The following is a 21,136-nucleotide window of genomic DNA, read 5'->3' as shown; positions in this document are numbered from 1 at the left end:
CTGCGGTTCGGCAGCGCCCCGAAGGGGCGCGGGGAACTGCGCGACCAGCCACGACGGCGCCGCAGCGAACCGACGGCACACCGCGGCACGTCCAGCGGAGCGCCTAGCGGAGGCGGGCCATCAGGGCGTGCTCCACGAGAGTGATCAAGGCGCTCTTGGCGTCTGCGCGGTGGCGGGCGTCCGTGGTGATGATCGGGGTGTCGGGGCCGATCTGGAGCGCCTCGCGGACCTCGTCGGGGGAGTAGGGCTGGTGCCCGTCGAAGCCGTTGAGGGCGATGACGAAGGGCAGGCCGCTGTTCTCGAAGTAGTCGACGGCGGGGAAGCAGTCGGCGAGGCGGCGGGTGTCCACGAGGACCACCGCGCCGATGGCGCCGCGTACGAGGTCGTCCCACATGAACCAGAAGCGGTCCTGACCCGGCGTACCGAACAGGTACAGGATCAGGTCCTGGTCCAGGGTGATGCGGCCGAAGTCCATGGCCACCGTGGTGGTGGTCTTGTCCCCGGTGTGCGTGAGGTCGTCGATGCCCGCGGAGGCCGAGGTCATCACGGCTTCGGTACGCAGCGGGTTGATCTCCGAGACCGCGCCGACGAACGTGGTCTTGCCCACGCCGAAGCCGCCCGCCACCACGATCTTCGCGGAGGTAGTGGAGCGGGCTACATCGCCGCTAGAGCTTGCGAAGTCCACTGAGCACCCTTTCGAGCAGTGTCACGTCAGGCTGGCCGCCGGCGTTCTCGTCGCCGCCGGGCTGATGGATGGCGACGAGTCCGGCCTCCGCCAGGTCGGCTACGAGGATCCGGGCGACGCCGAGGGGGATGGTGAGAAGTGCCGAGATCTCAGCGACTGACTTGATCTCCCGGCACAGGTTGCAGATCCGCTGATGCTCGGGCAGCTGCCCGTGCATCTGGTGCGGCTGCGCCGTGGTGTGCACCAGCGCCTCGATGGCGAGCTGGTACCGCGGCCTGGTGCGCCCGCCCGTCATGGCGTACGGGCGCACCAGAGGGTTGTTCGATGCGCCGGCGGGCGCCGGCTCGGGGACGCGCCGCTGGGGCTGTACGGGCTGGATGCGGGGTGCCTCGGGCTGGCCGTACGGGTCGTACGGGGACGACGGTCCAGGAGCCGGCTGCTGCGGCTGCTGGGGGACGTACGGCTGACGCCGCTGGCTCGGCGCAGAGGGGAAGTTGTACCGGTTCGCCGAACCGTCACCCTCGCCCTGGCCATGGCCGTAAGGCCAGTTGGCCGAGGACGAACCGTCTGGGGGTGTTGCCACTTTTTCCTCCTCCGACTGCGCCGGGCACCCGTTACGGTGGGGTCGCGTCCCGGAACTTTAAGGCAACGGGGCGCGAATACGCACTGTCTGTCTGTTAGTTGAGAAGGCTGCCCTGGAGCTCGGCGCGCAGATCGGGCGTGAGGACCGAGCCCGCACGGTCCACGAGGAGTGCCATCTCGTACCCGATGAGGCCGATGTCCGCTTCGGGGTGTGCAAGGACCGCGAGCGACGAGCCGTCGGAGATGGACATGATGAAGAGGAATCCTCGCTCCATCTCCACAACCGTCTGGTTCACGCTGCCGCCCTCGAAGATGCGGGAGGCACCGGCCGTGAGCGATGTCAGGCCGGAGGCGACGGCCGCCAGCTGGTCGGCGCGGTCGCGCGGGAAGCCTTCGGACATCGCCAGAAGGAGTCCGTCGGCGGAGACCACCACGGTGTGGGACACCCCGGGGGTGTTGTCCACGAAGTTGGTGATCAACCAGTTCAGGTTCTGTGCCGCCTGGCTCATCGGGCTCACACTAACGCTCCTGGTTGTAGGTGCTGTCAGGACCGAAGCCCTGGCCGTTCGTGTCACTACCTGCATTGCGGCCCCGCTGGACGCCCCGGCGCAGGTTGCTCAGCCTGCCCCGGACGTCCTCGGGGTCGCGGGAGACCTGGGGGCCGCCCTGCGGGGTCTGTTCAGCGGTGCCCTCGACCAGATTGGCCCGGGGGACCCGCCGCGGCAGGCCTGAGGGGGTGACCCCGCCCGCCTTGGGCTTGCGGAGCGACCCGGCGCGCTGCCACCGCTCGTCGTTGGCCGAGCGCCAGTCGCCGTTGTCGCCGCCGTTGCCCGCGGCCAGATCCTGGTCCGGGCGCTGCTGCAGGCTGTCCTGACCGGACTGCGGCTGCCACTGCTGGGAGCCGGTGGGGGAGCCTCCGTTGCCGTTGCTGCTCGCGGGGGAGCCGCGGCGCGGAAGGCCGGCGTCGGTCAGCTGGTGGCCGCCGTCCGAAGTCGGTCCGGGACGGTCGAAGCCTACGCGGTCCTGCGGGTTTCCGTCAGCGGCCCGAGCAGATTCCGTTTCCGGAGCGTACTCGGACTGATACGCACTCTGGTAGCCCGTCTGCTCCTGCCAGTCGCCCTGGCGGGGGCGGGCGCCGAAGCCGTTGAAGGACTCCTGCCCCGGGCCCCGCTGGTCCGGCTGGGCCGCCTCCGCATAGGTCGGCTCCGGGTAGCCGCCGGGGCCCTGGAAGTACGACTCGTCATACGCGTTCTGCGGCTGCTCGTCGTACGCGCCCTGCCGGTTGTCGTACGCCACCTGCCGGTCGTCGTACGGCTGCTGCTGGTCGTACGCGGAATCGTCGTACGACGGCTGCTGCGGGCCCGTCTCGTCGCCGAACGCGGAGGGGTCTCCGGGGCCCCGCTGGGGCCCTGACTGGGCCTCCAGGGCGGCGCGGCGCTCCTCGCGCATCAGCGAACGGCCGACGGGGTCCAACTCGCGTATGTCGTCCGGTACATCGCCGTAGCGGCTGTCGTCGAAGCCGAGCTCCGCCGCCGTGCGCAGCGGCGGGGCCTCGAAGGCCTCCTGCCGCGGGATCATCGACGAGACCGTGAACTCCGAGTCGTCCACGTGGTGTTGGCCGCCGCCGCCGTGCGTGATCGCGTCCGGCAGCATGACCAGCGAGGTCGTACCGGCCTGCTCGCCCGAGGGGCGCAGCTGGACCCGGATGCCGTGCCGGTCGGACAGCCGGCCGACCACGAACAGGCCCATGCGCTGCGAGATCGCGGCGTCCACGGTCGGCGGGTTGGCCAGCTTGTGGTTGATGTCCGCGAAGTCCTCGGCGGTCAGGCCGATGCCCTTGTCGTGGATCTCGATCATCACGCGGCCGTCGGGCAGACGCGTCGCGGTGACGCGCACCTTGGTCTGCGGCGACGAGAACGTGGTGGCGTTCTCGAGGAGCTCGGCCAGCAGGTGCACGAGGTCGGTCACGGCGCGGCCGTGGATGTCGGCCTCCGGGACGCCGGAGAGCTCGATGCGCTCGTACTGCTCCACCTCGGAGGAGGCGGCACGGAGCACGTCGACGAGCGGGACCGGCTGGTCCCAGCGGCGGCCCGGCTCCTCGCCGGCGAGGACGAGGAGGTTCTCGCCGTTGCGGCGCATACGGGTCGCCAGGTGGTCCAGTTTGAAGAGGTTCTCCAGCTGGTCCGGGTCGGCCTCGTTGTTCTCCAGGTCCGTGATCAGGGTCAGCTGGCCCTCGATCAGGGACTGGTTGCGGCGCGAGAGGTTGGTGAAGATCGCGTTGATGTTGCCCCGCAGCAGGGCCTGCTCGGAGGCGAGCCGGACGGCCTCGCGGTGGACCTGGTCGAAGGCGCGGGCGACCTCGCCGATCTCGTCCGTGGAGGAGATCGGGATGGGCTCGACGCGGGTGTCGACCCGGCCCGGGTCGGTGCGCGAGAGCTGGTCGACCAGCATCGGCAGGCGCTGCTCGGCGATGCCGAACGCGGCGTTGCGCAGCCGGCGCATGGAGCGGCTCATCTGGCGCGCGACCATGCCGGCCAGGATGAAGGCGGCCAGCAGGGCGACCACGACGACCCCACCGGTGATGAACGCGTCGCGCTTGGCGTCGTCGGCGATGGCCGAGGCCTCGTTCACGGCCTTGTCGGCGAGGTCCGACTCGATGGTGCGGTACGCGTCGAACCTGGCGGTGTTGACGGCCCACCAGTTCTCGGGGGTGATGCCCCGCTGGGCGAGGGCGAGCCGGGCGCTGGGCTGCGTGGTCGACAGCTGGGCGAGAGCCCCGACCGCCGTCTCGGTGTCCGGCAGCGGGACGTAGGTCTGGCCCTTCGCCTTGGCGGCCGCGGCGGCCGCCTTGGCCTGCTTCTCGCCGTCCGCCCTGAGCTTCTTCTCCGCGTCGCTGAGCTTCTTGCGGTCGGCCTCGGTGCCACCGCCCTCGTACTCGTCGACGGCGACGCGCTCGAGGTAGGCGAACGAGGTGAGAGCGACGCGCTGCTGGCCCAGGGCCGTGGCGGTGGGGCCGGGCTTGATCAGCATATGCATGCCGAGGGAGCGCTCGAGGGAGACGCAGCCCTTGGCCAGCGTGATGGCGTAGACGGTGCGGCCGTAGCTGGTGATGTTGCCGGTGCCCAGGCCGAGCTCGTTGGCGAACTCCGTCAGCGGGTGCTGGATCGCGACGTAGCCTTCTTCGGTCTTCGCACCGGGGAGCTTGCTCGTGTAGGCGGCGTTGCGCAGGTCCTCGAGGCCGGGCTCGACCTTCCGGAACGCGTCGAGGCGGCGCAGCAGGCCGGCCCGCTGCGGCATGTCCGCGACGGCGGCGTCGAACTGGTCGGCCGCCTTGTCGGTCGCCGCCTGCGCCCTGGTCACGGCCTCGTCGTTGCGCTTGCCCCGCAGCATCGGTTCGGCGGAGATGTCGCGCTCGTCGATGAGGCGGTCGGCGTACGTCAGGGCGGCGCGCACCAGGCGTGCCGTGTTCTCGGCGTCCCGGGCGTCGTTCCAGGTGTCGATCGAGCTCTTCACCTGGAAGCCGCCCATGACGAGGCCGACCAGCACGGGTATGAGCAGGATCGCGTTCAGCCGGGTCGGCACCCGCCAGTTGCGCGGCGAGAGCCGGCTGCCGCTCGGTGCCGGAGCCGACGGTTCGGCACCGGATGCATACGCGGGCGGCGCCGCTCCGCGCGGCGGCGGGGTGAAGTTGCCCCGTGCCGACGGCTCGGGACTGCGCTTGCTTCGCCTCACTCGACCAACAACCTCTCGGCGTCGGCACGTACGTTGTGCCGCTGTGTGTCCTCAGGCCCGTCTTCTACTGGGCAGTTCAGCCGCATTCCAGCACGTCAGGCGGTGCTCAGCCAAACAGTGGGAAGCGGAAGTTCCAAGGGCGGTGCGCCCCAGATAAAACGGTCATAAAGAGCGAGCCCCGCCAAAAGGCGGGGCCCATATGAGCACAGTGACACCAGGCGACCGCGACGCGTGTCGATGCCACCGAAATTCTCTGTCGAAACGTTATGAACACTGAGGCTGACCGTGTCAAACGACACAAGCGGCTCCAGGGCGACTACGGCAACTACCGTACGGGGAGGCCCACTTGACGTTTCACTTCAGGCGTGCCATGAGCGCGTGCTCGACCAGCGTGATCAGCGCACTCTTTGCGTCCGCACGGTGGCGGGCGTCCGTCGTGATGATCGGGGTGTCGCCGCCGATCTGCAGCGCTTCCCGCACCTCGTCGGGGGTGTAGGGCTGGTGCCCGTCGAAGCCGTTGAGCGCGACGACGAAGGGCAGGCCGCTGTTCTCGAAGTAGTCGACGGCCGGGAAGCAGTCCGCCAGCCGGCGCGTGTCGACCAGCACCACCGCGCCGATGGCGCCGCGTACGAGGTCGTCCCACATGAACCAGAAGCGGTCCTGACCCGGCGTACCGAACAGGTACAGGATCAGGTCCTGGTCCAGGGTGATGCGGCCGAAGTCCATGGCGACGGTGGTCGTCGTCTTGTCGCCGGTGTGCGTGAGGTCGTCGATGCCCGCGGACGCGGTCGTCATCATGGCCTCGGTGCGCAGCGGGTTGATCTCCGAGACCGCGCCGACGAACGTGGTCTTGCCGACGCCGAAGCCGCCCGCCACCACGATCTTCGCGGAGGTCGTCGCCCGCGCTCCGTCAGAGCTTGCGAAGTCCACTGAGCACCCTCTCGAGCAGTGTCACATCCGGGGCACCGCCGTTGTTCTCGTCGCCGCCCGGCTGGTGGATGGCGACGAGCCCGGCCTCGGCCAGGTCGGCGACCAGGATCCGGGCCACGCCGAGCGGCATCGACAGCAGCGCGGACACCTCCGCCACCGACTTGACCTCACGGCACAGGTGGCAGATCCGCTGGTGCTCGGGCAGCAGCCCCATCAGCTGGGCCGGGTCGGCCGTGGTGCTGATCAGCGCCTCGATGGCGAGCTGGTACCGCGGCCTGGTCCGCCCGCCGGTCATCGCGTAGGGACGGACCAGCGGCTGGTCGCCTTCGTCGCCGTACGGCGCGTGCTGAGCTCCGTACGGGTCGTGAGAGGCGGTGGGCGGGGTCATGGATCCTCCGGGTGACAGCAAGGGGTTTGCGTGCCGTCTGACAGAGCCGGTGGGGGGAGTGCGGGGTTGGCGGCCGGACGGTGTGTGCGTACGTTCGTGGGGGTTTGATCGTACGTTCGATGGGGCCAAGCGGTGGGCTGAATCCGGGCGTTAGTGGAGCAGACTGCCCTGCAGTTCGGCGCGGAGGTCCGGCGTGAGCACGGCACCGGCGCGGTCGACCAGCAGGGCCATCTCGTAGCCGACGAGACCGATGTCACACTCGGGGTGCGCCAGGCACGCCAGTGACGAGCCGTCGGAGATGGACATGAGGAACAGGAAACCGCGCTCCATCTCCACCACCGTCTGATTGACGGTGCCGCCCTCGAAGATGCGGGACGCGCCCGCCGTCAGCGAGGTCAGGCCGGAGGCCACGGCCGCCAGCTGGTCGGCGCGGTCGCGCGGGAAGCCTTCGGACATCGCCAGAAGGAGTCCGTCGGCGGAGACGACGACGGTGTGGGACACCCCGGGGGTGTTGTCCACGAAGTTGGTGATCAACCAGTTCAGGTTCTGTGCCGCCTGGCTCATCTGACTCAACTAACGCTCCTGCTGGTGAGTGGGGCGGGGGAAGCTGCCGGTCTGGCCGGTACCGGCCTGCCGGCCCTGCTGGATGCCCCGGCGGAGATTGGTCAGCCGTCCGCGCACGTCATCGGGCGCACGCGACACCTGCGGACCGGTCTGGTGCTGTTGCTGCTGCGCCGTGCCCGGCACGAGGTTCGCGCGAGGCACCCGGCGAGGCAGTCCTGAGGTGGTGACACCGCCCGCGGACGGCTTGCGGACCCGCTCGGCCTGCCGGACGAGCTCGTCGTTCGGCGAGCTCCGCCAGGCGGCGGCCGTGGGACCGCTCGGGCCCGGCTGGGAAGCGGCCGCGGGGGTGTGAGCCGGTGCGACCGGAGCAGCGGGCGCCTGCGGCTGGGACGGCTGCTGCTGCGGGTCGGTCGGCCGCTCGCCGCCGCCCTGCTGGCGGAACCAGTTCGTCTCGAGCGTGTCGAACAGCGGCGTACGGCCGTCACCGGGGCCGGAGGCCGGAGGCAGAGCCTCGGGCTCCCGCGCCGGGCCGGCAGGCTGCTGCGGGATGCGGTCCGCACGGTGGGCCGGCGGACGCGGGGCGCCGTGGCCGCCCCGGGTGTCGAAGCCGTCCCGGTCGCCGCGCGGCTGGCCGCCGCCCGCGGCGGGACGCTCGAACTGCCCGGTGGAGGCGCTGTCCTGAGGCGTCTGCTGCGGGCTCTGGTAGCCCGGTGCCGGGAACTGACCGGTGGCGCCGGACGGGTTCGGGCCGCCGAAGACGTCCGGGCGGACGAACTGGCCCGTGTTCCCGGGTGCGTTGGCGCCGGGATGCGCGCCGGGGCCCTGGGCGGGCTGGCTGCCCGGGCGCGGTGCGTCGAAGTCGGGGCGTGCGAACTCCGCGGTGGAGCCGGGGCCCTGGCGGTCGTCGGAGACCGGGCTCGGGTAGCGCGCGCCGGGGCCGGGGCCCTGGCGGCCGTCCACGCGCGGGATGGGCGCCGTGGACTCCGGCTCCTCGTGGCCGCGCGGGGTGTCGAGCGAGGCGCGGGACACCGGCGGCCGGCCGGTCTCGTTGCTCCAGCTCGGGACGCTCGGGACCCGGGGCTTGGGGTTGCCGCCGGGCAGCTCTGCGCGCGGGCCGCCGTGCGGCGGCAGCTGCGGCATGCGTCCCTCGTCGGCGGAGTCGCCGGTACGCCCCTGGGCCGCCCGCGGACCGCTGTGCGGGGGACCCTGCCGGAGCGCGCCCGCGCCCGCGCCCGCGCCGGCACCGGCGGAGGCGTGCCTGCCCTGGCCCTGCTGGGGAGACGACGGGCCGTCCTGCGGACCGCCGAACAGCCCGCCAGGCCCGGACTGGGGGCCCGGACGCCCCGGCTCGGGGTCACGCGACGGCAGCGCCGCCCGCGGACCCGCACCGGCGCCGACCTGCCCGCGCGGCCCCGGACCGGCGCCCAGCCGGCCCGCGCTCGCACCGGCGGAGGCACCGGCGCCGACACCGCGGCGCGCGGCGGCGGCACCCGCGGCGGCCTGAGCCGCCGCCGGACCGCCGGATCCGCCGGGGCCCGGCTTGCCCGGAGCCTTCTTGCCGCCCTGGGCGACGTCGACGGGCAGCATGACGAGCGCGGTCGTACCACCGGAGTCGGACGGACGCAGCTGGATGCGGATGCCGTGCCGCTGCGACAGACGGCCGACCACGAACAGACCCATGCGGCGGGAGACCGAGACGTCCACGGTGGGCGGCGAGGCGAGCCGCTCGTTGATCGCGGCGAGGTCCTCGGGGGAGAGGCCGATGCCCGTGTCGTGGATCTCGATCAGCACGCGGCCGTCGGGCAGCGCGTGACCGGTGACCTTGACCTTCGTCTGCGGCGAGGAGAACGACGTCGCGTTCTCGAGCAGCTCGGCGAGCAGGTGGACGAGGTCGTTGACGACGCGTCCGGCGACCTCGGTGGCCGGCACCGCGGCCAGCTCGATGCGCTCGTACTGCTCCACCTCGGAGGCCGCGGCACGGAGCACGTCGACGAGCGGAACGGGACGCGTCCACCGGCGGCCCGGCTCCTCACCGGCGAGAACGAGCAGGTTCTCACCGTTACGGCGCATACGCGTCGCCAGGTGGTCGAGCTTGAACAGCGAGGACAGCTGGTCCGGGTCGGCCTCGCGCGACTCCAGCTCGGAGATGAGAGACAGCTGACGCTGGATCAGACCCTGGGAGCGGCGCGAGAGGTTGGTGAACATCGCGTTGACGTTGCCTCGCAGAAGGGCCTGCTCGGCGGCGAGGCGGACCGCCTCGCGGTGCACGTCGTCGAAGGCCGAGGCCACCTTGCCGATCTCGTCCCGCGAGTGCACACCGACCGACTCGACGGAGGTGTCGACGTCCTGCGGGTCGGACTCGGAGAGCTGCTTGACCAGCTCGGGCAGGCGGTCCTGGGCGACCCTGGTCGCGGTGTCCTGCAGCCGCCGCAGCGAGCGGATCATGGACCGCGCCACGACGAAGGCGCCGACCAGCGAGATGCCGAGGACCAGCAGGATCAGCGCACCGCTGATGTAGGCCTCGCGCTCGGACTCGCTGCGCAGCTCGCGCGCCTTCTGCTCCATCTCGTCGAGCAGGGTGAGCTCGATCTTCCCCATCTGGTCGATCTTGGCGGAGTCCGCGTCGACCCAGTCCTTGTAGGAGCGCTTCTCCTGGAGCCGCAGACCGCCCTCGCGCAGCGCGCCCTCGGCGTAGTCGTCGGCGGCCGTGATGGTGGCGTTGCCCTTGTCGATGGGCTTCGTCAGCTCCGCGGCGTTGCCGCCGTAGCTGTTGTAGATGTTGGTGAAGGCGGTGAGCTCGGAATCCTCGTTGTCGGCCGCGGCGGCCGCGTAACGCCGGTCGGTCTCCGAGAGCTTGCCCACCTGGCTGTCGTTCGCCGGCAGCGCCGCGGCGATGATGGCGCGCTGCACGGACGCGTACTCCTTGGCCGTGGAGAAGGCGGCCAGGGCGCGGGTGCGCTGGATCATCTCAGGGTTGCTGGTCGCCTGCGCCATGTCCGTGGAGAGCGACAGCAGCTCCTCGATGAGGCGGCTGTAGGCGTCGACTGTCTGGGAGGAGTTGTCCGGGTCGGTGTAGGCGTCCTTGCGGATGCTCTTGAGCGTGGCCAGCTGACGCTGGATCTGCACGACGTGGTCGCGTACGCCGTCGAGGCTCTGCCCGTCGTCGGCGTCCTGGATCTCGCGGGTGCCCTCGCGGAAGGACTTGACCAGACGGTCCGTGGTGTCCCGCGGCCCCTTGATCGCGAAGTCCGTGTCGTCGGCGCCGTGGCTGAGGGGGCCGGCCGACTGGTCGCGCTCGTCCTGGAGAGCGGCTGCCAGGTCGGTCGCCTGCTTCGTCATGTCCGTCAGCAGCTTCATGTTGTCGAGCTGCTGGATGTCGTCCATGGACTCGCTGATACGCAGCGCGCCGAGCGAGGTCGCCGCGACCACCGGAAGGGTCATGAGCGCGACGAGGCGCGTGGAGATACGCCAGTTGCGCAGGGCCAGGCGCGAGCCGGGGCCGGTCGGGGTCTTCGGCTTGGGCTGCGCCGCCGGCAGACCTGCGCCCGGCGCGCCGGTGCGGGCTCCACCACCGTCGCCGGACGGCCCGGGGCCGGGGCTCTGGGCGTGCTGGGGCGAGGAGCCGCGGTCGGTCCCGCCGTGCGGCTCGTTCTCCGCCGCAGCGCTGCTGTCCCTCTTGAAACGTCCCTGCACTAGCGTCGCAACCTCTGGACCAGGCGTCCCTCCGGTGATGGCGGGACGGTGTCGGCGTCGTGGGGAGCCAAGCCCCCGTGGTGGTCGTGAGTGACCGGCGCTGCTTCCCCTTTCCCCCGCCGCTCGGCGCTGCGTTGCGCCCCCTGCGCGCCGGTGTGAATCTGCGGCGGTCCCGCGAATTTCAGCACAGTGCCGGATCTCCAACAAGGCCCGAGGGGCAGGGGACGGCCCCTGTCACCTCACGTGAGGGATGGGTTACGACGCGTAGAAAGAGTTCCCGTACATAACGGGCGTTTGCACACGAGATCGGGGCCGTCATGGACTGTCCCAGTCGACATGATCGGGAGAGGAATGTTGGCTTCAGTGGTGCAATGTCCCTTTTGGTGAGGCGAGTTGATGGCCTGAATTGACCCATTTGCCCGCTCGCTCGTGAGCAAACTCACATGAACATCAAGGGGTGTTCCCGGCGTTGGCCGGGAATTGCACGTTTAACCTGACGCTTTACAGGGATGGCGAATCCGACAAGCGGCGCCGCCGGCGCCCGTATCGACAAGGTCACGATCGACAGATGAAGACGACGATGATGTTCCGCAACATAGCCAATCCGCGGCGGACGACGCTGGCGCACCTCAAGGACGCCGACGAGCTGACGACCGCGGCCGAGCTGCCGGAGCACCCCGTCGAGCTGCCGATGCAGACCGCCAATCCGCGGCGCACCGTTCTGATGGAGGTCCCGGGAGGGCCCTCCGCCGCGTAGGGGCGGCCCCGCCCCTCGACCGGCCGTAGGCGACGGCACCAGGTACGGCGCCGCGCCTATCGGCGCGAGCCGCATGCCCCCGCCGCGTTAGCCTGGAGCGTCAGACTCCAGCCAGCGGAAGCAGAGGGGCGCAAGGCACTCGTGCGCATCGCCAGATTCTCCATCGACGGCAATGTCGCCTTCGGCGCGGTCGAGGGCAGCAGTGCCCCCGGCACGACTGATGGGCTCGTCCTCGACATCATCAAGGGCATCCCGTTCGCGGATTTCGAGCTCTCCGGTACGAAGGTCCCGCTGAGCAAGGTCCGCCTGCTGCCTCCCGTGCTCCCGAACAAGGTCGTGGCCTTCGGCCGCAACTACGCGGAACACGCCAAGGAGCTCGGCAACGAGGTGCCCGAGGCGCCCTTCGCCTTCTTCAAGCCGTCCACCTCGGTGATCGGCCCCGGCGACGAGATCGCGTACCCCTCCTTCTCGCAGGAGCTGCACTACGAGGCCGAACTGGCCGTGGTGATCGGCCGCATGTGCCGCGAGGTCCCGCGCGAACGCGTCAAGGACGTCATCCTCGGCTACACCTGCGCCAACGACGTCACCGCCCGCGACGTCCAGAAGCGCGAGAAGCAGTGGGCACGGGCCAAGGGCTTCGACACCTCCTGCCCGCTCGGCCCCTGGGTGGAGACCGACCTGGACCCCTCCGCGATCGCCGAGGGCCTCACCATCCAGTGCACCGTCAACGGGCAGCAACGCCAGCTCGGGCGCACCAGCGAGATGATCCACCCCATCGAGGATCTGATCGTCAACATCTCCGAGGCCATGACGCTGCTCCCCGGCGACGTGATCCTCACGGGCACCCCGGCAGGGGTCGGCCCCCTCAGTGTCGGCGACGAGGTCGCCGTCACCATCGAAGGCATCGGCACTCTCACCAACAAGGTGATCAAGCGTGGCTAACGCGAACGTCCGCGTACGTTTCTGTCCCTCGCCCACCGGCAACCCGCATGTGGGCCTGGTCCGCACCGCCCTGTTCAACTGGGCGTTCGCCCGGCACACCGGCGGCACCATGGTCTTCCGCATCGAGGACACCGACGCGGCCCGCGACTCCGAGGAGTCGTACGTCCAGCTGCTGGACTCGCTGCGCTGGCTCGGTCTCGACTGGGACGAGGGCCCCGAGGTGGGCGGCCCTCACGCGCCGTACCGCCAGTCGCAGCGCATGGACCTCTACAAGGACGTCGCGCAGAAGCTCCTGGACGGCGGATACGCCTACTACTGCTACTGCTCGACGGAGGAGCTCGACACCCGCCGCGAGGCCGCCCGCGCCGCCGGGAAGCCGTCCGGCTACGACGGCCACTGCCGCGTGCTGACCGCCGAGCAGGCCGAGGCGTACCGGGCCGATGGCCGGGAGCCGATCGTGCGCTTCCGCATGCCGGACGAGCCGATCACCTTCACGGACCTGGTCCGCGGCGAGCTGACCTTCACCCCGGAGAACGTCCCGGACTACGGCATCGTCCGGGCCAACGGCGCACCGCTCTACACCCTGGTGAACCCGGTCGACGACGCCCTGATGGAGATCACCCACGTGCTGCGCGGCGAGGACCTGCTGTCCTCGACCCCGCGGCAGATCGCCCTCTACAAGGCGCTGATCGAGCTGGGCATCGCCAAGGAGATCCCGTCCTTCGGCCATCTGCCGTACGTGATGGGCGAGGGCAACAAGAAGCTCTCCAAGCGCGACCCGCAGTCGTCCCTGAACCTCTACCGCGAGCGCGGCTTCCTGCCCGAGGGGCTGCTCAACTACCTGTCCCTGCTGGGCTGGTCGCTCGCCCCGGACCGCGACATCTTCTCGCTGGACGAGATGGTGGCGGCCTTCGACATCGCGGACGTGAACCCGAACCCGGCCCGCTTCGACCTGAAGAAGGCCGAGTCGATCAACGCCGACCACATCCGGATGCTGGAGCTGAAGGACTTCGTCGCGGCCTGCGAGCCGTGGCTGAAGGCCCCGCACGCCCCGTGGGCGCCCGAGGACTTCGACCAGGCGGCCTGGGAGGCCATCGCGCCCCACGCCCAGACCCGCCTGACCGTCCTGTCGGACATCACGCAGAACGTCGACTTCCTCTTCCTGCCGGAGCCGGTCGAGGACGAGGCGTCCTGGAACAAGGCGATGAAGGAGGGCTCGGACGCGCTCCTGAAGACGGCCCGCGAGAAGCTCGCCGCCGCCGACTGGAACGCCGACGCCCTCAAGGCCGCCGTCCTCGCCGCCGGCGAGGAGCACGGCCTCAAGCTCGGCAAGGCCCAGGCCCCGGTCCGCGTAGCCGTCACCGGCCGCACGGTCGGCCTCCCCCTCTTCGAGTCCCTCGAGGTACTGGGCCGCGAGAAGACCCTGTCCCGCGTGGACGCGGCTTTGGAGAAGCTGACGGCGTAGGGCACACGGCTACCGTTGTGGGCAGTCGTTCCTCCCCCAGTGCCTTAAGGGCCTGGGAGGTACCCCCAGGGCGATGGGGGCACCTCCCATGTCCTTAAGGCAATGGGGGAGGGTGGGCACAACCCACGACGGCGGGCGCCGTAAAAGATCGGCTGCGCGGGCAGGCGTGGTCGGGCCTGGGCAGAGGCCCAGCCCCACCCCGCCTGCCCTCGCAGCCCGCCCCGCCTGGTGCCATTCTGATGGTGTGGGCGCCTTGCCTCGAGGCGGCGGGATCCAGGCATGGCTCCGTCCGGAGCCTGCATCACGGCCGTCGGCTTTCTTCCGGGCCTCTGCCTGCCCGTGTGCGTGGCATGGAGGGGAGGTCGGGTGACGACATGCGCGATGACGGCGGTGCCGGTACCGGGCTCCCCAGGCCGAGGGAGGACCTGGCCGGGGCAGTCCAGGCAGGTCCGCGCCCTTCGGCGCCCCAGCCGGGCATGAAGGACCAGGTCCTGGTCTTCGCCGGGGTCCTGCTGAGCGCTGTCTACGCACTGGCCGGCAAGGACGACATGCTGCGGCTGCTCGACCTCGCCGAAAGGAGCGGGCGGAACGCGGGCACCCCGGCCGGGTACGGGCCGCCCCAGAGCTACGCCCTGTCCGGTCGCTCTCCCGCCGCCGACGCCTTCCGCGCGGGCCGCCCCATGTGGTGGGACGCCTCCGAACTCGACACGTACCGCGAGGCGGAGACGGAGACAGAGGCGGAAAATGGCTCGGAGACCTCGCAGACAGCGGCCGCTCCGACCGGTGCATCGCTGGGTGTGCTGCCCCTGGCGACGGACGGCAGGCGGCTCGGCTGCCTCGTCGTCGTCGGCGACACGGCGGACGGCTTCGCTCCCGAGCAGCGCAACTTCCTGGAGCTGTACGCCGAAGAGGTCGCCGCCGGACTCGAAGCGGCCGCCGAACCGATCGGCCGAGATCCGGGTCAACAGGCCCCGGGTCAGGAGGCTCCGGGCGGCCAGGGCGCGTCCGGCCAGGGGCCGGGCCCTGGCGGCCGGCCCCCTGGTGATGAAGGCCGGCAGGGCGGAGCCGCAGCCCGCGCGGCCCCGGAGGCCGCAGGCCCGAGCGCCACAGACACCAGCGGGCAAGGTGGGCAAGGCCAGCAAGGCGCGCAAGCCCCCGGCGGCACCCCGCCCGTCACCCCCGTCACACCGCAGCCCCTGCTGGGCCCCGCCCTGGACCGACTGGGCGTCGGCTCGTTCACGCTGGCGCCCGCCTCGGGCGTCATCGAGGCGGACGCACGCGTACTGGAGCTCGTCGGCGTCGCCCCCGACGCCTTCGACGGCAGGGTGGAGACCCTGCTCGCGCAGACCGTCCCGGAGGACGTGCCCGCGCTCATGTCCGTCGTCGAGCCGCGGCAGGCCGCCGGCGGCCGGGAACTGGACTTCCGTATCCGCCGCCCCAGCGGCGAACTGCGCTGGCTGCGCCTGAGCTGCCGGGTCCCGTCGGGCGGCGACCGAGGGCCGGGCCGGGTGCCGGAGCAGATCCTGGGCGTGGTCGCCGACGCCTCCTCGCTGCGCCCCGTCGCCGACGAGGTCTCCCGGGTGCAGCGGCTGGCCGCCTCGCTCGCCAACGCGTTGTCCGTACGGGACGTCAGCCGCGTGGTGGCCATCGCCCTGCGCGAACCGCTGGGAGCCGACCGGGTGGCGCTCGCCGGGCTCGAGGCCGACCGACTGGTCGTCACCGTGCTCGACCCGCCCGAGCCCAGCGCCTGGCCCGAGATCTGGCGCTCAGAATGGCGTTCCGAGTGGCCCGATGCACCGCTGCACGCCCTGCCCACGCTGCAGTCCGCACTGCGGGACGGCCGTACCAGCCTCTGGCCCGCAGGCGCGGAGCTCGAACCGGGCCTCGAGGGCGTCGGCCCCGGCGGACTCGCCGTACTGCCGCTCCAGGCCGAGGGCCGCGTGGCGGGCGTCTGCCTCGTCGGCTGGGACGAGCCGCACGAGTTCGTCCCCGAGGAACGGTCACTGCTCACCGCGACCGCGGGACTGGTCGGACAGGCCCTCATGCGCGCGCAGACGTACGACGCCGAGCAGGAGCTGGCCACGACGCTCCAGCGCAGCCTGCTGCCCCGCAGACTCCCCGAGCTGCCCGGCGGGGTCGCCGTCGCCCGCTATCTGCCCGCCAAGAGAGGGCTGCAGGTGGGCGGCGACTGGTACGACGTCATCTCGCTCTCCGACCGCCATGTGGCGCTGGTCATCGGAGACGTGCAGGGACACAGCGCCGCGGCCGCGACGATCATGGGCCAGATCCGCACGGCGATCAGGGCCTACGCCGTGGAAGGCCACCCGCCCGACGTCGTCGTCTCGCACGCCAACCGGCTGCTCGTCGGCATGGAGACCGACCTGTTCGCCACCTGCTGCTACGTCGACCTGGACATCGAGGAGGGCAACGCCTGGTTCGTCCGGGCCGGTCACCTGCCGCCGCTCCTGCGCAACCCGGACGGCAGCACCGAGGAGATGGAGATCGAGGGCGGCCTGCCGCTGGGCGTGGTCGCCGACGCGGAGTACCGCATGACCGCGGCCGGACTGACCCCGGGATCGCTCCTCGTCCTGGCGACCGACGGCCTGGTCGAGTCCGCCAGCCTGCCGCTGGACGAGGGCCTGTTGCGCATGCACGAGGTGCTCGCCACCGTCGATCCGTCCGACGCCGGGCGCGTGGCCGACGCCCTCCTCGGCGACCGCAGCCGGCGGGAGGACGACGTGGCACTGCTGCTCATGCGCTACGACGGCCTGAAAGTCCGCCCGATCCGGGTCGGCTGGACCGTATGGCGGCTGCCCGACGCCGTCATGCACGCGCGCCGGTTCACCGCCCGCACCATGCGGTCCTGGAACATCGCCGAGGAGGCCGACGTGGTGCTGCTCGTCGTCTCCGAACTGGTCACCAACGCGCTGGTGCACACCCACGGCGCGGTACGCCTCGACCTCACGCTCTCCGGGGACCGGCTGCGGGTCGCCGTGAGCGACACGTCTCCGCGCGCGCCCGCCAAGCCGGTGATCGTGGACTGGGAGGCGACGGGCGGCCGAGGGCTGTTCCTCGTCGAGGCCATGTCCGCGGGCTGGGGATCAGTGCCGGTCAGCGGCGGCAAGCAGGTGTGGAGCGAGATCGTCCTGGCGGCGGGCGAGCCACCGTCCACGGATGGCGGACCGGCTGCGGAACCCCCCGGCCTGCGGCCGTCCCGAGGACCCTGACCGGGCCGTTTCCCGAGGACCAGGGAGGTCTCTGCCGATGAAGACCCACGTGCGGGAAGCCGCCGCCGCCATCGCCGCGCTGTCGATGGCCGTGGCCCTTGCCGCCTGCGGAGGGGGCGACGGCGGCTCCGCCGACGGGGCGGACGGCGGCCCGAAGATCGGCCTGCTGCTGCCGGACGCCACCACCGCCCGCTGGGAGATGGACGACCGGCCGCTGCTGGAGAAGAAGATCAGGGAACTCTGCCCCGAGTGCACGATGGAGCACGCCAACGCCAAGGGCGACGTGGCTGTCCAGCAGCAGCAGGTCGACTCGCTGATCATCAAGGACGTCGACGTGATCGTCCTCGCCGCCGTCGACGCCAGGGCGCTGCAACCCGCCGTACAGAAGGCGGACGACGCGAACATCCGGGTCGTGGCCTACGACCGCCTCGCCGAGGGCCCGATCTCGGGATACGTCTCCTTCGACGGCCAGGAGGTCGGCCGGCTCCAGGGCCGGGCGCTCCTCGACGCGATGGGCGACAAGGCGGACGGCGGCCGGATCGTCATGATGAACGGCGACCCGACGGACCCGAACGCGGCCGCGTTCAAGAAGGGCGCGCTGTCCGTGCTCGAGGGCCGGGTGGAGATCGCCAAGATGTACGACACCCCCGGGTGGACGACGGAGCACGCGCACACCAACATGGCCGGCGCCATCTCCACCCTCGGCCCCGGCAACATCCACGGCGTCTACTCCGCCAACGACGGTCTCGCCGCAGGCGTCGTATCCGCCCTCAAGGCCAACAAGATCAGCCCGCTGCCGCCGATCACGGGCCAGGACGCCGAACTCGGGGGCGTCCAGCGCATCGTGATCGGAGAGCAGTACATGACCGTCTACAAGCCCTTCGGGCCGCAGGCCGCCGCCGGCGCCGAGATGGCCGTCGCGCTGGCCCGCGGCGAGAGCCTCGACGGCATCGCCGGGGAGACGGTCAGCAGCCCCACCGCGCAGGCGGTCCCGGCCGTCCTGCTCACCCCGGTCTCCCTGACCGTCGACAGCATCAAGGACACCGTGGTCAAGGACGGCGTCTACACGATCGACCAGATCTGCACCCCGAAGTTCAAGGCTGCCTGCGACAAGGCCGGACTGACCTGACAGGGCCGGCCTCCGCGGGCCTCGGCCCCGAAGAAGGAGATGGTTTCCGTGCCGGCTCCACCGCTGCTGGCATTGCGCCGCATCTCCAAGCGCTTCGGCGCCATCCAGGCGCTCAGCGACGTCGAGCTGGAGATCCACGGCGGTGAGGTCATCGCCCTGGTCGGCGACAACGGCGCAGGCAAGTCGACCCTCGTCAAGGTCATCGCGGGCGTCAGCCCCGCCGACACGGGCGTCATCGAGTGGCAGGGCCGGATCGTCCAGGTCAGGCGCCCGCACGACGCCCAGGAACTCGGCATCGCGACCGTGTACCAGGACCTCGCGCTGTGCGACAACCTCGACGTCGTCGGCAACCTCTTCCTTGGACGCGAGATCCACCGGGTCGGCGTCCTCGACGAGGTGGAGATGGAGCGCCGCGCCTACGAGCTGCTGCACACCCTGTCGATCAGAATCCCGAACCTCCGCCTGCCCGTCGCCTCGCTCTCCGGAGGCCAGCGCCAGGCCGTCGCGATCTCCCGCTCGCTGCTCGGCGTACCCAAGCTCCTGCTGCTCGACGAGCCCACAGCGGCCCTCGGCATCGAGCAGACGTCGCAGGTCCTCGACCTCATCGACCAGCTGCGCGACCGCGGCCTGGGCATCCTTCTCATCAGCCACAACATGGGCGACATCAAGGCCGTGGCCGACCGGGTCGCGGTGCTGCGCCACGGCCGCAACAACGGCTTCTTCGACGTGAACACCACGTCCCAGGAACAGGTCATCTCCTCGATCACCGGCGCCACGGACAACGCCGGGAAGACCCGTACGGTGCGCACGGGGGAGGCGTGGCTGTGATGCGGAGAGAGACATTCCGGAATGCCGAGCCGGGCAGGACGAGCGACGGCGCCGCGCCCCCGAAGCCCGCCGAGGGAGGCAGGCGCCGCGGGCCGCTCGTGCGCCGAGAGGACGTCGGGCGCGCCGTCGGCGACTTCCGGCGCAGGCTCCGCGACGGAGAACTCGGCTCGCTCCCCGTCGTGCTCGGACTCGTCCTGATCTGGATCATCTTCCAGAGCCTGAACGAGAACTTCCTCTCACCCCGCAACCTGTCCAACCTCAGCGTGGACATCGTCGGCACCGGCCTGATCGCCGTCGGCATCGTGTTCGTGCTGCTGATCGGCGAGATCGACCTGTCGGTCGGCTCTCTCAGCGGTCTCGCGGCGGCCCTGTTCGCCGTACTCAACGTCCACCGCGGCATGCCCGAGTGGCTCGCCGTGATCCTCGCGGTGCTCTCCGGCACGGCGGCCGGAGCCGTCCACGGGTTCTTCTTCGCCAAGATCGGTGTGCCCTCGTTCGTCGTCACCCTCGCGGGACTGCTGGGCTGGAACGGGCTGATGCTCTACGTCCTCGGCGAGAGCGGCACCATCAGCATCGACGACGACGGCCTGGTGGCCGGCCTGACCAGCTTCTACTTCGCCAACGCGGCCGTCGCGTACGGCCTGGCGCTGCTCGGCACGGCCGCGTTCTTCCTCGCCTCCTACCGCGACAGCCGGCGCCGCAAGGCCGGCGGGATGGAGTCCCGCTCGCTCAGCCAGCTCGGCTTCCGCACCGGCGTCATCGCCGTGGTCGCCCTTGCCGCGGCCTACGTCCTCAACCAGTTCCAGGGCCTGCCGCTCGCCCTCCTGATCTTCCTCCTCGTCGTCGTCGGCCTGGACTACCTCCTGCGCCGGACGCGGTACGGCCGTCAGGTGTTCGCGCTCGGCGGCGGTGTCGAGGCGGCCCGCCGCGCCGGCATCAGCGTCGTGGCCGTACGCATCTCGGTGTTCATGGTGTCGGGGACGATGGCCGCGATCGGCGGCCTGTTCCTGGCCTCCCGGATCACCTCGGCGAGCCAGACCTCGGGCTCCGGCATCCTGCTGATGAACGCCATCGCGGCGGCCGTCATCGGCGGCACCAGCCTGTTCGGCGGACGCGGCACGACCTGGTCCGCGCTGCTCGGCATGCTGGTCATCCAGTCGATCGCCTCCGCCATGGCCCTCATGGGCGTCCCGGCAGCGGTCCAGTTCATGATCACAGGCGGCGTCCTGCTCGTCGCCGTGGTCATCGACTCCCTGTCCCGACGGTCCCAGGAGGCCCACGGGAGGGCATGACGGGTGGCCTCGCATGGGTACGGTCGTCTCATGCCGATCACAGCCGGGCCGGGGCCCATCAGAGCCGTGCTCTGGGACATCGATGACACGATCTTCGACTACGCGGGCGCGGACACCGCCGGTATGCACGCGCATCTGCTCGCCGAGGGGGTGCCCGCCGTGTACGGGACGGCGGAGCTCGCCGTGGCGCGGTGGAAGGAGATCACCGACCACCACTGGGCGCGGTTCGGTGCCGGCGAGGTCGACTTCCTCACCCAGCGCCGCGACCGGGTGCGGGACTTCCTCGAGGCCGATCTGGACGATGTGGAGGCCGATGCCTGGTTCGAGCGCCATCTCGGGCACTACGAGGCCGCCTGGTCGCTCTTCCCGGACGCCCTACCCGCCCTGGACGCGCTCGCCGGCAGCTACCGGCACGCCGTACTGTCCAACTCCGCCGCCATGCACCAGGAACGCAAGCTGCGCGTCCTCGGCGTGCGCGACCGCTTCGAGACCGTGCTCTGCGCCGCGGAGCTCGGTGTGTCCAAACCGGCCGCGGAGGCCTTCCACGCCGGGTGCGCGGCACTCGCGCTGGAGCCCGCGGAGATCGCCTACGTCGGAGATCAGCCGGAGATCGACGCCCGGGGCGCCCGCGACGCCGGACTGCTCGGCATCTGGCTCGACCGGACCGGCGCCGGCCGGCCGGCCCCGACCGGCGTCCGCCGGATCACGAGCCTGGCGGAGCTGCCCGCACTGCTGGCCGATACCCGTTTTGGAGCGCCGTCCACCTTCGGGTAATGTTCTTCCTGCGCCGCCGGGGAGCGAGCCGAAAGGCCGGGAACCGGAGGCGCAAGCTAGAACAAACCCCTCAGGGGCTTGTGTTCCAGTGGCCTATGGTGTAATTGGCAGCACGACTGATTCTGGTTCAGTTAGTCTTGGTTCGAGT

At 71.0% G+C, this 21,136-nt stretch carries 16 protein-coding genes; 8 read left to right on the top strand and 8 right to left on the bottom strand.

Annotated features, from left to right (window positions below):
• Positions 1 to 103: 103 nt before the first annotated feature.
• From STSP_RS31075 to STSP_RS31040, 8 genes are all read right to left on the bottom strand, one after another.
• Positions 104 to 685, bottom strand: coding sequence for a GTP-binding protein (locus STSP_RS31075; RefSeq protein ID WP_067284349.1), 582 nt, complete (start codon positions 683 to 685; stop codon positions 104 to 106).
• Positions 666 to 1,268: a DUF742 domain-containing protein gene (locus tag STSP_RS31070; RefSeq protein ID WP_067284348.1), complete on the bottom strand. Its 603-nt coding sequence runs from the start codon at positions 1,266 to 1,268 to the stop codon at positions 666 to 668. Before STSP_RS31070 ends, STSP_RS31075 begins: the two co-directional genes overlap by 20 nt.
• Before the next feature lie 94 nt (positions 1,269 to 1,362).
• Positions 1,363 to 1,776 carry a roadblock/LC7 domain-containing protein gene (locus STSP_RS31065; protein ID WP_039658182.1) on the bottom strand — a complete coding sequence of 138 codons (414 nt, stop codon included), beginning with the start codon at positions 1,774 to 1,776 and terminating at the stop codon, positions 1,363 to 1,365.
• 10 nt (positions 1,777 to 1,786) lie between these two features.
• Positions 1,787 to 4,999, bottom strand: coding sequence for a sensor histidine kinase (locus tag STSP_RS31060; RefSeq protein WP_078067642.1), 3,213 nt, complete (start codon positions 4,997 to 4,999; stop codon positions 1,787 to 1,789).
• A gap of 354 nt (positions 5,000 to 5,353) precedes the next feature.
• Complete coding sequence (locus STSP_RS31055; RefSeq protein WP_067284346.1) at positions 5,354 to 5,929, bottom strand: GTP-binding protein; 576 nt, start codon at positions 5,927 to 5,929, stop codon at positions 5,354 to 5,356.
• The gene (locus tag STSP_RS31050) at positions 5,910 to 6,317 is read right to left on the bottom strand and encodes a DUF742 domain-containing protein (RefSeq protein WP_067284345.1); all 408 of its coding nucleotides are present in this window, start codon (positions 6,315 to 6,317) and stop codon (positions 5,910 to 5,912) included. The genes STSP_RS31055 and STSP_RS31050 overlap by 20 nt, the downstream gene beginning before the upstream one ends.
• Positions 6,318 to 6,467: 150 nt before the next feature.
• Positions 6,468 to 6,881, bottom strand: coding sequence for a roadblock/LC7 domain-containing protein (locus STSP_RS31045; RefSeq protein WP_067284344.1), 414 nt, complete (start codon positions 6,879 to 6,881; stop codon positions 6,468 to 6,470).
• A gap of 9 nt (positions 6,882 to 6,890) precedes the next feature.
• A complete protein-coding gene (locus tag STSP_RS31040) occupies positions 6,891 to 10,574 on the bottom strand; it encodes a sensor histidine kinase (RefSeq protein WP_067284343.1) in 3,684 nt (1,227 codons plus the stop codon).
• Positions 10,575 to 11,142: 568 nt separating this feature from the next.
• Between STSP_RS31040 and STSP_RS31035 the strand changes: the two genes are divergently transcribed.
• From STSP_RS31035 to STSP_RS31000, 8 genes are all read left to right on the top strand, one after another.
• The gene (locus tag STSP_RS31035) at positions 11,143 to 11,331 is read left to right on the top strand and encodes a hypothetical protein (protein WP_067284342.1); all 189 of its coding nucleotides are present in this window, start codon (positions 11,143 to 11,145) and stop codon (positions 11,329 to 11,331) included.
• A 141-nt stretch (positions 11,332 to 11,472) separates the two neighbouring features.
• Positions 11,473 to 12,273 carry a fumarylacetoacetate hydrolase family protein gene (locus STSP_RS31030; RefSeq protein ID WP_067284341.1) on the top strand — a complete coding sequence of 267 codons (801 nt, stop codon included), beginning with the start codon at positions 11,473 to 11,475 and terminating at the stop codon, positions 12,271 to 12,273.
• Positions 12,266 to 13,738 carry a glutamate--tRNA ligase gene (gene gltX / locus STSP_RS31025; RefSeq protein WP_067284340.1) on the top strand — a complete coding sequence of 491 codons (1,473 nt, stop codon included), beginning with the start codon at positions 12,266 to 12,268 and terminating at the stop codon, positions 13,736 to 13,738. Before STSP_RS31030 ends, gltX begins: the two co-directional genes overlap by 8 nt.
• A gap of 476 nt (positions 13,739 to 14,214) precedes the next feature.
• Positions 14,215 to 16,965 (top strand): SpoIIE family protein phosphatase, encoded by a 2,751-nt coding sequence (locus tag STSP_RS31020; RefSeq protein ID WP_232789859.1) that lies wholly within the window; start codon positions 14,215 to 14,217, stop codon positions 16,963 to 16,965.
• A 37-nt stretch (positions 16,966 to 17,002) separates the two neighbouring features.
• Positions 17,003 to 18,094, top strand: a complete 1,092-nt coding sequence (locus tag STSP_RS31015) for a substrate-binding domain-containing protein (RefSeq protein ID WP_067284339.1) — start codon at positions 17,003 to 17,005, stop codon at positions 18,092 to 18,094.
• A 39-nt stretch (positions 18,095 to 18,133) separates the two neighbouring features.
• The gene (locus tag STSP_RS31010) at positions 18,134 to 18,922 is read left to right on the top strand and encodes an ATP-binding cassette domain-containing protein (protein ID WP_067284338.1); all 789 of its coding nucleotides are present in this window, start codon (positions 18,134 to 18,136) and stop codon (positions 18,920 to 18,922) included.
• The gene (locus tag STSP_RS31005) at positions 18,922 to 20,214 is read left to right on the top strand and encodes a sugar ABC transporter permease (protein ID WP_067284337.1); all 1,293 of its coding nucleotides are present in this window, start codon (positions 18,922 to 18,924) and stop codon (positions 20,212 to 20,214) included. The genes STSP_RS31010 and STSP_RS31005 overlap by 1 nt, the downstream gene beginning before the upstream one ends.
• Positions 20,215 to 20,244: 30 nt before the next feature.
• Positions 20,245 to 20,988, top strand: a complete 744-nt coding sequence (locus STSP_RS31000) for an HAD family hydrolase (protein ID WP_067284336.1) — start codon at positions 20,245 to 20,247, stop codon at positions 20,986 to 20,988.
• The last annotated feature ends 148 nt before the right edge of the window (positions 20,989 to 21,136 follow it).

It is taken from the genome of Streptomyces jeddahensis (assembly GCF_001642995.1).
Lineage (GTDB): Bacteria > Actinomycetota > Actinomycetes > Streptomycetales > Streptomycetaceae > Streptomyces > Streptomyces jeddahensis.
The sequence above is the reverse complement of the archived record's forward strand: the minus strand, read 5'-3'. Positions and strand labels throughout refer to the sequence as shown.